This window comes from Vibrio sp. 070316B (assembly GCF_013114115.1).
Taxonomy (GTDB): domain Bacteria; phylum Pseudomonadota; class Gammaproteobacteria; order Enterobacterales; family Vibrionaceae; genus Vibrio; species Vibrio chagasii_B.
Genome location: NZ_VTYC01000032.1, coordinates 1 through 12,088, shown reverse-complemented (window position 1 = coordinate 12,088; position 12,088 = coordinate 1). Strand labels below are relative to the sequence as shown.

The following is a 12,088-nucleotide window of genomic DNA, read 5'->3' as shown; positions in this document are numbered from 1 at the left end:
TGCAGAGTCATATAAAAAATGACAAGCGACACACATATTCATGCTGTTTCTTTATTTGTGTGCAAATATATACAATATTTCTATTTATTCCTGGTGTATGATGCCAGGGTTTTCGTAAGGTACTGTTATTAAATGACTTATTTGTCAATTTAATCGATGGTGAGATTGCTTTACGAATTGCCTCGGAAGTACCCAATGTTTATTGGGTGATGAATCCTGTTCAAATTATATTAAATAAAGACCCGTTTATGAGAACTCTTCTATCTGAATGCTTACATGTCACTTGCTCAAATTTTAAAAGCATATTTAAAATTTTCGGCGGTTTCATCATCACGATGTCATGTTTAGGCGTATGGCTTGAACATTCATTTTCTGTATCAGAAAACCTCTGGGTCTACGCGGTGTATCTATGTGTATATTCTTCTATTTACACTTATCTAATCGCTATTTTTATCAATTTTATGGCTTCGTCTACTAATGGGTTTGATATTGAACGCTCCGTATCTTGGAGAGTTTGGTCCAGATTAATGATCGTTTATATTATTTATTCTTTAATTGTTTTAGTTGGAACGATTGCACTGATTATCCCGGGATTGTATCTAGCTGCGCGATACAGTTTCGTAGAGTTCGAAGCTGTACTAAATAATAAATCTCCACTGTTTGCGTTGGAAAAAAGTTGGCGAGATACCAAAGGTATCACTATGAAGTTGATTAAAATATCGATGTTACTGGGTATCATTAATTTTATCCTTAATTTCGTGATTGGGTATATCGGAGAGGTTTATCCGGTGTTAGAAGTAGCGACAGGGATACTCACATCAATCTTGTCCCCTGTTTTATTGATATTTGGCTCTATTGTGTACTTTAGAGTCTACATTACGAATGTTGATGCTGCTGAAATGCCACTAGGAAATGAGGCATAACCAGGGTGGTAAACAGCCTAAATAATTAGGTTTTTGATAGGCTCTAAAGCCCAAACTTTAAAATAAGAAAGATGGAGTTAACTTCCTGTATTAACTAAATATCTTCGATCTATCATCTAGAAAAAACAATATAAAATTTAAATTTGGTGAGACGGTTATATTCGGGTTCTTGTATCAGAGAACCTAAGTTTTCCGTCATGCCTTAGCTGCCTATTCTCTATAAACACTTAATTAAGTTAGAAATAAATTCTGACGAAGATTCCCCCTGTGTGACGTAAAAGATGGGTATTTATCTACGACTTATTAATAATTAAAAAGTCATTATTAAAACAATAATATAAAGGACAAATCCATGTTCAAAAGAGCAATTGTTGCTTCAGCCTTACTTTTAAGTTCTTCTGCATTCGCTAATATTGCCGTTGAGGTTAATAATGAATCTAGAATCTATGATGTAGAATTAACCAGTAAAGATTATCAAACATCTCGATACTCACCAAACCCTCAAGACACCATTATCGCTAAATCAAGTGACCGTTTTAATGTCTCTAGCAATTATCCCAATGTAGTTCGCTTGGTTGATTTTGAATATCAGTATAGTGATAGTTCAGTCTATGACGCACCGCGTTGTCATTTCCGTTTTGTTGCTTTAATCGATCCGCGAACAGGCACTATGTTGCCTCAAAAAGTAATCGCAGAGAATGAGAGCAGAAGTTACCGAGATCGTGCGATTTGTACCGGAAAACTTGATTATTTCAATGTTGTAACCGGAGACGCAAAAGTTACCTTCACTATTAATCGTAGAAAATACTAGTTTTATAAATAGTAGTAATTTAGCTAGGTAAACAACCAAACGCCGACAACCATATCGGCGTTCTTTGACAACTTGTCAGCGACTAGCTTAGCCGCTATTTCAGCGCCACTTACCAACTATAACTCCACATGGAAACCTAGATCTCAACATCCGTGCTAGGTGAAGTGGGAGGCATGTTTGATGTGCGAAAAGCTAGTTATAAACATAAGTTCAAGTAACAAAAATGATTCGTTACGCATGGCATTGCTTGCTTGTTGTACCCAATGAGTAAGGAACATGCGTCAGAATTAGCAGTCAGTTAAGAAAGCAGATTTATATGAAAATAAGGTTTTTAATTGTCCCATTAGTTTCCATGTTTATGGGATGTCATGATTTAAGAAAAATAGAGGAGGTGCCGAACGATAAGTTGCCTCCTGCTGCACCAGTATCAGAAGAAGAACCGATCAATACGTTGCCTCCTGTTGCGCCAGTATCAGAAGAAGAACCGATCAATACGTTGCCTCCTGTTGCGCCAGTATCAGAAGAGGAACCGAGCAATACGTTGCCTCCTGCTGCTTCAGGATCAGAAGAAGAACTGGAGTTGCCAGAAACCCTCCCTAATTTGGAAAGAGAGCCGACACTTGTTGGTGTGGATAATGACGATAATGGTATTAGGGATGATATTGAAAGATATATCGATAATAACTACTTCGAACTGGACCAGAAACAGGCAGTTGAGCAGTATGTTAAAGCACTACAGCAAACTTTGATCATTGATCTAACAGATATCAACGCGGTCAAAAGTGCCAATAGAAAACTTTCAGAAGCTGATCATTGTATTTATAGCCGCTTTGATGGAAGTAATAATAGTAAGCAACCGGCGCAAGTATCCCAAGAGCTTGAGTCCATAACAACGAATACAAAAGAAAGACTATTAGCGTATCTCGCCTTTGCCAGAGCCTTGAATGGTACTTCCTGGTCGATTCCAAAAGGAGATACCTGTGAATAAAATTATTCGATACATCTCATCTTTAAGTATTGGCCTATTCCTCTCATCGGTATTGACTTTTACAGCGTCTGCACAGGTAACCACTGAAGGAGATATTTGTAGAAACACAGATGTGGTCGTCGCTTTTTTTAATGGTGTTAACACTACGCCAAGTGGAGCAAACAGAGCAAAAGAAGAGCTAAAAAGAATCCATGGAGAAAAGTCGGTTACAGGAGACTCCATCCAGTATGAGGTTTTTTACAACTACACCGATGGTTTTGAAGACTTTGTTGAAACCTTCGAACAACGTCTTTTGGAGCAAGACCGCATATTGGAAGGGCGTTATGAGCTCTTTTTTGAAATTATGAGAGGCGATGGCCCTTGGTGGTCGAGTATTATTGAAGCTGCCTCTTCGACTGCTGCTCTATATGAAGCTATTGGTGATAAATTTCGGGCTGATACTATTCAAAGCCTTACATCATTGATGGGAAATCCACCTACTACCGCTAACTATTCAGAACATCAGGCCAAGATCGATAACTGGGTCCTTAAAGGCTTTAAGCTACTTTTTGTGGCTCATTCTCAGGGTAACCTTTTTGCGAATGCGGCCTACGAATATACAACAACAAAGGTAAATGAAGACTCCGTTAAAGTTGTTCACGTAGCTCCGGCATCACCGTCTCTTAATGGTGAGCATACATTGGCTGATCTGGATTTGGTGATAAATGGGTTAAGACTTGTGGGCAGTGTACCGAACATTACAGACAATATTCCAGGCTACTTGTTCAGGCCGAGTGGTGTTAATGGTAGTAAGGATATTCTCGGTCATGGCTTTATTGAAATATACATCAACCAAAAGCTAGATATATCGAACAGAGTGAGAACGCAGATCAATGATGCATTGAATACACTTACCGCACCTCCCGCAGAAGCGTCTCAAGGTTTCTTTACCGCACAATTAACGTGGGACGGCAAAGGAGATGCGGATCTTCATGTGACAGAGCCTAGTGGGGATCATGTTTATTACGCCAAAAAACGAGGTTCATCAGGGTATTTAGATGTAGACAATACTAGTGCGTACGGTCCTGAGCATTATTTTAGTTCGTGTAATCCAGCTAGTCTTAAAACAGGGCTTTATTCAGTGTCTGTCGCGAACTATTCTGGTGCTAATGGCCGGTTAGCAACCGTACAGATTGATTCGACGACCAATGGAGCACTTGGTACAAAAAGTGTGAGATTAGGTAGAGCGACAAGTTCTAAGCCTGAGTACCACTTGTTTAATGTGCTAGTTACTAAAAACGAAGAAACGGGAAAATATACCGCAAGTATTGAGTAAGATGTGCACTCGTTAATTTAACACAACACGCTGAAAACCAAACGCCACGGCAACGCTAGTTTTTATCTATAGAACCTCACGTCGTTTATCCATCATCGCGTCACACACAAACCTAAAATCAACTATCCCGTCTGGGCAAGGATGTATATGGATAAAATGATAAGTAATACACATATTCATACGATTTCTACATTTAATTAGAGTTATTAGGAATACTTCTGTTTCTCGTCATGTATGATGCGACTTTCTTGCTAAGGTATTGTTATTAAGTGACTTAATTGTCAATTTAATAGCTGTTGCTATTAGTAGCCGAACTATTTCAATTATAAACAGCGTCAATGTTCGGTCTCGGAACCGTTATCAGTAAAAGGGCTAGGTATGTATTTTTGGAACATCAAAGGCTTAAAGGCGGACATCAAAGCCGATAAGTTGTCGGAGAAAGATCGTTTTCGGTATGTATTTATATATATCGCGTTGGGTACGCTCGCGATGTATGGGTACGCCAATGGCTTTTCAAATACCTGGGAGGTTATCGAATCAATCAGTTTCAGCGTCATCGTTCTTCTAGGGACCTATTTTGCTTATAGAGCGAATGGTGCAGAAAATGGGCGAGACTTCTTAGGTCGCTATTTTGGTATCAGCTTTGTTGTGGGTTTGAGGTTTCTCATTTTTATGTTGCCTCTCTATATCCTGCTATTTTTCTATTACTTTTCAGTGATATCTGATGATGGCGATATTGCTACCACAGGCGTTGATGTTGCGATATCGATGAGTTTAAACATCTTGCTGTATGCGCGCATTGTTAAGCATATGGGCGACGTAAGAGATTAATAATAAACCATGTAATCAGGCGGGTAACGTGGGGCGTGCGCTTGGGTTTACATTTGTCTGCAACTCAGTTGTCTTTAGGTTTCTCTGCATAAAAGGCAGAGCTTTAGGAGTTAGCTCATGGATTATGAAACGAAAATACAACTTGCTCTAAAAGAGTTAAGTGACAAAGGTGTTTGGAAGTCGAACTATAACCCCCCAATAGATAGATTGTTGCGTAAACTCGGGTTTCGTATACGGCCACCTTACTATCAGGGCTTTTTCTCAAATTTTGTGTTTTGTTTGGTCTATTTCGCTCCTATATGGTGGGGTTTTGAATGGTTTTTGGATTGGAATGAGGTTGGGATATCTATGTTGGAAGCTGCCTATAAATCATTGCAATGCGGGGCTTTGTTTGGCTTGCTTATGTCAATCTTCTACGCCATAAGACGTAAGCAGTTAAACCTAACAGATTGGGATTCATTAGGTGAATGACCGCAAACCTATCAACAAGGTTCAGAGTCTAGCTCAACACCTTAAATTTTAGGCTTTGTGTTTAGAATAGTTTTGCTGTGGTAGAAAGCTGTAAAACATCTCGTGAGGTCTCCGAGTGATTCAAAACACAGGGTATTTTGGAGTTTAAATTAGATGTATAAACTTGAAATTTTCTGTACGCCTGAACAACAAGAGCGAGTTCTTAGCACTTTACATGAGTCCGGTGTCGACAGGATTGGAAACTATGACCACTGTTGGGCTATCGGGTCAGTTATCGGGTCTCACCGAGCGCTTGATGGATCTACGCCTGTGTTTGGGAGCAAAGGAAAAGTCGAAAATTACCCGCTATTAAAAGTTGAAATCAACGTGGCAAAGAGCCGAGTGAAACCAATTGTTGATCAGCTTAGAGAGTCCCTCGGCTGGGAGGAACCTTTAGTCAATGTTTTCAAAATCTATAACTCTGAGTTCGATCTTTGAAGATACTTTGGTGGTCGCTAAACGGCTTAAGTAGACTCAAAGTCTTAGAAAGTAGGATAAATAAAAATGCTATACCACTTACTGACCGAAAGTGATTACAAAGAATACCAAAGCACAGAAACCTATGAACCCGCATCCTTGAAGGACGAAGGCTTTATTCACCTTGCTTATGAAGAGCAACTGCAAAAAATTGTAGATTGTTTCTTTGTGGGAGTGACGCAAGCATATCTTCTAGAAATCGACAAAAACGCGATTGCTAGAGACTTAAGAGATGAGCCGCCAGTAGGGACTGAAGATGATGGGGCACTCTACCCACATTTATACAGTCCACTTTCTAAGCAAGCCGTGATTAGAACAATAAAGTTAGTCGCGGATTCGTCAGGTGCACTAAAAGTAAACCTGTAACAATCGAGTATTCCTATCGGCTCTGTACCATTCAAAACAAGCAGCACTTAATCGTGTGTTGTTTTGGCTCTACAGAGCTTTTTGTTTCCATCAAGTTAAGGAAAACAATGCAAGTTAAAGCAGTTAAAGACGCATATAACGCATACTTTTATTTTAATAACGAGCGAACCCTTTCAACCGATTTAGCCAGTGAACTGATTTTAATTGAAGATGATGGCTTCACTGTTTTTATCGATAAAACACGTAAGTACGACAACCAGATCCTCATTGATGGCGTTTGCAACTCCGCGAGCTTAGAGGCAGACCTCAAACTATTTAAAGATGGTATCTCACCTGAGATTTCTATTGCGCCTAACGCTTTAACGACAGAGCTGAGATCATGGTTATCGAAACATCGGTTTGTGCCTGCTTTTGAGCATGAATTTCTAGAGCTATCGGCAGAAGGCTATGTAGAAAAGCCGAGTACTGAAAAATCAAGCGCAGAACCATCGAGCCCAGAACCATCCAGCGATTTAGGTAAAGTCACGATTGAGCGATGGACGCAAGATAATGCCGATGAGTTTTTGGCTTTGCTCAAAACATCCGGTTTAGAGTGTTCAGACCAAATTTGGCAGCAGAAACGCGCGCTCTATTGCACGGATACTTTCCGTTGTTACGTTGCGAAAATAGAGGGTAAACCGTGCGCTTGGGCGACGAGTTTCATCAACAACGAACACGCAATACTTGCCAATGCGTATACACAAGAGCGCTATCGTTCAAAGGGATGCCAAACGGCGCTGTTAAGATCTCGAATCGAAGATGCCATCGCCTTAGGGGCAAAGGTACTTTTAACCGACGTAATGCCAAACAGCACCAGTAGCAAAAATTGTAAATCGATCGGTTTTCGCTCGGTTGGCGTACGAAGTGTATGGTGTAAAGATTAGAGATAGGGCCATCTGCAAGAGAAAATTATGAATACAACGGATGTAATGCAAGAGTACAACGAGTTCGAGCGGAAACGTTTTAACTCATTCAATGGTATTAAGGTAACAGAGAACAACCTGACTAAGTTCGTATCGAACGATCGTCATGGTAGCTATATCTCCTTTTTCGACTTCGATGAAAGCCTCACAGACTCTATCGTCAAAGAGCAACTCGCGTACTTTAAGCAGCGTAACCTATGTTTTGAATGGAAGACGTACAGTACCGACATACCAACAAACATCAGTGCCGTATTGCTCGAGAATGGTTTTGAGCAGGATGAGCACGAATCATTCATGGTGTTGGACCTGTCTAAGGCCACCTGCGAACCCTTTGATGAAGGTAAGATCACCGAGGTAACGGATAACGAAGGCATTCGCGATGCAATCAAAGTCCAAGAGCAAGTTTGGGGTGGTGATTTCGAATGGCATTACAATCACTTAGTCAGCCTTAAACAGCACGCTCCCGATTCAGTGTCTATCTATGTCGTGTATGTCGACGACCAGCCTGTGACCTCAGCCTGGATCATATTTAATGGAAGCAGCCCGTTTGCAGGTATTTGGGGCGGAAGTACCATCGAAGCATTTCGAGGTAAAGGCTATTACAGTTTGCTACTGAACAAACGCATTGAGGAAGCCAAATCGAGAGGGGTTAAATACCTTACCATCGATGCTTCTGATATGAGTAAACCCATTGTATCCAAACGTGGTTTTGAAGTGATCGCGACAACCACAGGGTATACCTCACCAAGTAGCGAGTAATGTGTTTTAAAGGAGTAAAGAGTGAATAATCAAGTACGTGTAGGTGTGGCTGCGGTCATTTTTCGGGAAGGGCGTATTCTACTTGGCGAGCGCATTGGCTCTCATGGTGCGAATACGTGGGCGACGCCTGGCGGGCATCTTGAACTGGGTGAAAGCATTGAAGAGTGCGCGCAGCGAGAAACCCTTGAAGAGACAGGGTTAGAGGTCGGCGATTTTAAGAAGCTCGGCTTTACCAACGACATATTCGAAAAAGAAGGCAAGCACTACGTCACCTTGTATGTTGTCGCGACCAGTACTAGTAGTGAGCCTCAAGTCATGGAGCCTCATCAGTGCAAGCAGTGGCAATGGTTCGACTTAGATGAACTGCCAGAACCTCTGTTCTTACCTTTGGTGAACTTGTTGAAGGAGCCGGTAAACTTCAAGAATTTTGACTAGTCAGAACGCCCATACTTGGTACTGAAAGAACATTGGGTTATCTTGTTCACTCTTTTACAACGTAATGATTCAATTGAAAATTCAAAGGAAAGCATGGCAGTTTTAGACATTCTTACCGCACCGGACCCAAGGCTTAAAGTGAAAGCGGAAGAGGTGCAAGATGTATCGACGGTACAAACACTCATCGACGATATGTTAGAAACACTCTATGCCACGGATAATGGTATCGGTTTGGCATCCACTCAAATCGGTCGTAAAGAGGCCGTGGTAGTTATCGATATTTCAGACAGCCGAGACCAACCGTTAATCTTGGTGAACCCGGTAGTCTCAAGTGGTTCCAACAAAGCTTTGGGCCAAGAAGGCTGCTTATCAGTGCCTGACTATTATGCGGATGTAGAGCGTTTTACGTCTGTGGTTGTTTCTGCTCTCGACCGAGAAGGGCAGCCAATCACCATTGAAAGCGATGACTTTCTCGCTATCGTCATGCAGCATGAAATTGACCATTTATCGGGTAACCTATTTATTGATTACCTGTCGCCACTAAAGCGTCAAATGGCGATGAAAAAAGTTAAAAAGTACCTAAAATCGCACGCTTAACCCGGCTTATAAACCACTATCTCTTCAAACCCAACGCGTGAATTTCAACACATCAGCGTTGGGTTTTGTCGCTATCCTTCTCAATTTTGTCTACTACTCCTTTCATGTTACACGGCTTTTCAATAGGTTGGTCTGTTCCCCTTAGTTGTGTTGCATATGCAAGCGAGTGCTTTTGGTTTGGCGCTCGTGATTCATTCAGTTTTTACGTTCACAAAAGGTTAATGATGATCGAAGTAAAAAATGTTGCTTTTGATAGTGAAAATGAACAATCAATTCGTTCTATTCGCGAGAACGTTTTTATCAACGAGCAATCTATTGCGCCTGAAATAGAGTTCGACGGGTTAGACAGTTCGGCCATCCATGCCGTGGTGACTGTCGATGGAAAGCCTGTCGGCACGGGCCGTATTTTAAGCGACGGTCACATTGGCCGTATTGCGATCATGAGAGATTTTAGAGGACAGGGGCTTGGCTCGAAGATTGTTGTATCGCTCATCGATGAAGCGAAGAAGAGTGGTTACAAGCGCGTGTATCTTGGCTCTCAAAAGCAAGCCATCGACTTCTATATCAAGCTGGGATTCACACCATTTGGAGAAGAGTTCATGGAAGCAGGCATTGTGCACTTGTCTATGGAAAAAGCGTTAGCTTAATGGGTTCATGTAACTAGCATTATCAAGACACTGATGGCAGCAGTGTAACGCTCTTGCCCTCATCGAAACATGGTTTGATAAAACACTAAGCACACAAGCAATAAATAGTAAGCACCGAAGCTATAAAAAGTAAGTAATAAAGCGATAAGGCAATAAAGGAATATAATGAAGAAAAACCTCGTGGTTGGCGGCACTTTACTGGGTGTTGTGGCACTCTTTTTCGTTGGTAAACACAGAGGCGAAGAATTGACCCTTGCCCCTTGTGATATGGGTGAAAAAGTCGAAACTCCCGTTCACTTTTTTACCGATGCATCGATGAGCGAGTCAAAAATTCAGAAGATGATAGGCTACTCTAATCTTGTTCTGCAAAACTCATGCGTACCAATGGAGCGAACATTATCAGGCATCACGAGAATCGACCTTTCCGGTTTCCAAGATGCGGAAAGCAGCAAGCTGCACAAACAGTTAGTCAACCTGGTTGGCGATGAGGTGTTGGAACCCATGCAGCGAGAGGGGAGCTACTATGCACTGATTCTTCCTGAAGACCACGAGTTCTCAGACGACGGAACCTTTGGTACGGTTGATCTGAATTTAAGCCGTAGCTTTTTAGTGCTGTCATCTGCAGCAGAGGTAGGGGTACTTGAGCATGAACTCGGTCATTTGGCTTGGGCTTGGCACAACGACACTCCCGATCACTGGCTCAAAGGTATGTTGCTACAAGAAAACCATGATTATATAAAACCTTACTCTTTCGGCGCTTTGTGCCGGGAAGCGGGCACCGTGATGACCTACGCTGAAAAAGTATTGCCCGTGTATTCCTCGCCAAACATTCAATACTACGGAAAAGCATGTGGTGATGCAGAAAAAGCAGACAACGCAAGGCACATGCGAGAGTTTGCTCAGTCACTCGCTTTAAATGCCGCAACATAAGTACCTAAAACAATAAATGAATAAATACCGACCCCAGAGGTCGGTATTTTTATTCGTCAGCTCTAATTAGAGCCACACTCCAACATAAAGCCACCTTCAGTGCGGCGTAAAGTGATCGTCGTGCTGGCCTCTAATTCCCCCTCCGGTAAATAAACCGCGCAGTTTTCGAACCCAGCAGAGTTAGCTGAATTGATCGTTTCATATACCTCTTCTGAGCTGTCTACATTTTCACCTGCGTAAACAATAACGTTATCGATTTGGGCAAGCATCTGGTCGGAATCTTGTGTTGCTTTAGCGTGAGCGAAAACAGAAATAGAACCAAGAGCAAGAAACAGTAAAGCCTTTTTCATTTTATACCTCGTAAGAGTTTAGGGTTGGTGTTGAGGGGCTAATATACATCTTAATGTTTGCAGATCAATAAAAAATTATCGATTAACAATAATTTTTTGTTGTTTTGTGTTTGTTCTACCATGCGCATAATGGTGAAAGCCTTCGGTTTTATTGGGCTGTTCGCTCTTAATTAACCCTTTGCTCGGTTGCGAAATTTTTTAGTGCCTACGTTCTCGCTCCGTCATTTTTTGACGCAGCAAACCCGCTTGATGGCTTTTGATGTATCCGTTCTGTGGGGCGATTCGCTGGTGGTGGGGGCTATTGGCTAAACGTGTGGAGTCGTCGATCAAGATTGATTCACAACACATGGTATTTAGTGCTGAATCGGTGTCGGCTCAGAACATGAGTAGTTGAGTGGATTAATCGTCTCAGTCACATCCATCATTGATTCATAACACGCGGTGCTTTTGGTTCCAGTAATGTTTGTAGCCAAGCTAGCGCTTCAAAACGTTTGGCACTGTACTTAGCAGGATTAACCGAGCACTAAGCACCATGAAATTAATCGTGATGACAAAAATTATCAGTGCAAAAAAGGATTCATGGCTAACCCATTTTCAGTATAGAATTCAGTTAGATAAAGACCTCTTGATTGTTGTGGATAAATGCTAAGGTCTGCTAGCGTGCTGAGAGATGTGATTTATCGGCATACAACATTGAGCCCTACGGATGAGCGAAAGAGCTTTGTGACTCACTAAAAATGAACCGTTACATGCGGTGTTTTATGCGGTTTTGGGTTGTGCCGTAAGGTTACAAATGGGGCCTGTGCCTGTTGCGGCTTAATCATGCTACCGACAGTTCTAGAGTCAACATGCTTAGGTTGAAGTGAAGAAACCAATTAACAAGATGACGACTCACTCACACATTGAGCTAATTTCTACATTTTGCTGAAACTATATAGATAATTTTCTGCTTTTCATCATATTCGCTCCAGAAGCAAGCAGGTAAGGTGTTGTTATTAAATTAGTTATTAGACAGGCCCTGAACAACTCAGATTACTAGACAGCACGTTCTCAGGGACAAAATACAGAATTATTCTGTCTAATATAGCTGTTGAACTAAGCCGCTTCGCGGAGGGCTTTCCTCTCACTTACCCGATAGACCAAACTTATGATGTATCCATAGATTAAGGAATACATCATGACCCTAT

15 protein-coding genes are annotated in these 12,088 nt (G+C 41.6%); 14 read left to right on the top strand and 1 reads right to left on the bottom strand.

The features are described 5' to 3' along the window. The first annotated feature begins 248 nt into the window (after nt 1-248). From F0251_RS19600 to F0251_RS19540, 14 genes are all read left to right on the top strand, one after another. Nucleotides 249-923 (top strand): hypothetical protein, encoded by a 675-nt coding sequence (locus F0251_RS19600; RefSeq protein WP_171731645.1) that lies wholly within the window; start codon nt 249-251, stop codon nt 921-923. A gap of 352 nt (nt 924-1,275) precedes the next feature. Beyond that, entirely contained in the window at nt 1,276-1,734 is a 459-nt protein-coding gene (locus F0251_RS19595; protein WP_171731644.1) for a hypothetical protein, read from the top strand. Between the two features lie 316 nt (nt 1,735-2,050). Continuing rightward, nucleotides 2,051-2,722 carry a hypothetical protein gene (locus tag F0251_RS19590; protein ID WP_171731643.1) on the top strand — a complete coding sequence of 224 codons (672 nt, stop codon included), beginning with the start codon at nt 2,051-2,053 and terminating at the stop codon, nt 2,720-2,722. After that, entirely contained in the window at nt 2,715-4,037 is a 1,323-nt protein-coding gene (locus F0251_RS19585; protein ID WP_258185273.1) for a hypothetical protein, read from the top strand. The genes F0251_RS19590 and F0251_RS19585 overlap by 8 nt, the downstream gene beginning before the upstream one ends. A gap of 378 nt (nt 4,038-4,415) precedes the next feature. Next, a complete protein-coding gene (locus F0251_RS19580; protein ID WP_061031132.1) occupies nt 4,416-4,868 on the top strand; it encodes a hypothetical protein in 453 nt (150 codons plus the stop codon). Nucleotides 4,869-4,985: 117 nt separating this feature from the next. After that, complete coding sequence (locus F0251_RS19575) at nt 4,986-5,339, top strand: DUF6404 family protein (protein WP_171731642.1); 354 nt, start codon at nt 4,986-4,988, stop codon at nt 5,337-5,339. Nucleotides 5,340-5,492: 153 nt separating this feature from the next. Then, nucleotides 5,493-5,816, top strand: a complete 324-nt coding sequence (locus F0251_RS24700; protein WP_367613554.1) for a hypothetical protein — start codon at nt 5,493-5,495, stop codon at nt 5,814-5,816. Between the two features lie 66 nt (nt 5,817-5,882). Next, nucleotides 5,883-6,221 carry a DUF952 domain-containing protein gene (locus tag F0251_RS19570; protein WP_105058057.1) on the top strand — a complete coding sequence of 113 codons (339 nt, stop codon included), beginning with the start codon at nt 5,883-5,885 and terminating at the stop codon, nt 6,219-6,221. 107 nt (nt 6,222-6,328) lie between these two features. Continuing rightward, a complete protein-coding gene (locus F0251_RS19565; protein WP_171731641.1) occupies nt 6,329-7,144 on the top strand; it encodes a GNAT family N-acetyltransferase in 816 nt (271 codons plus the stop codon). Between the two features lie 27 nt (nt 7,145-7,171). After that, nucleotides 7,172-7,942 (top strand): GNAT family N-acetyltransferase, encoded by a 771-nt coding sequence (locus F0251_RS19560; RefSeq protein ID WP_171731640.1) that lies wholly within the window; start codon nt 7,172-7,174, stop codon nt 7,940-7,942. A gap of 21 nt (nt 7,943-7,963) precedes the next feature. Continuing rightward, nucleotides 7,964-8,377, top strand: coding sequence for an NUDIX hydrolase (locus tag F0251_RS19555; protein WP_171731639.1), 414 nt, complete (start codon nt 7,964-7,966; stop codon nt 8,375-8,377). Nucleotides 8,378-8,470: 93 nt separating this feature from the next. After that, nucleotides 8,471-8,974, top strand: a complete 504-nt coding sequence (def, locus tag F0251_RS19550) for a peptide deformylase (RefSeq protein ID WP_171731638.1) — start codon at nt 8,471-8,473, stop codon at nt 8,972-8,974. Nucleotides 8,975-9,198: 224 nt separating this feature from the next. After that, a complete protein-coding gene (locus F0251_RS19545) occupies nt 9,199-9,621 on the top strand; it encodes a GNAT family N-acetyltransferase (RefSeq protein ID WP_171731664.1) in 423 nt (140 codons plus the stop codon). 165 nt (nt 9,622-9,786) lie between these two features. Continuing rightward, nucleotides 9,787-10,551: a hypothetical protein gene (locus tag F0251_RS19540; RefSeq protein WP_171731637.1), complete on the top strand. Its 765-nt coding sequence runs from the start codon at nt 9,787-9,789 to the stop codon at nt 10,549-10,551. 62 nt (nt 10,552-10,613) lie between these two features. Here F0251_RS19540 and F0251_RS19535 read toward each other — a convergent pair whose 3' ends face one another. Continuing rightward, nucleotides 10,614-10,901, bottom strand: a complete 288-nt coding sequence (locus F0251_RS19535; RefSeq protein ID WP_171731636.1) for a hypothetical protein — start codon at nt 10,899-10,901, stop codon at nt 10,614-10,616. Nucleotides 10,902-12,088: the final 1,187 nt, after the last annotated feature.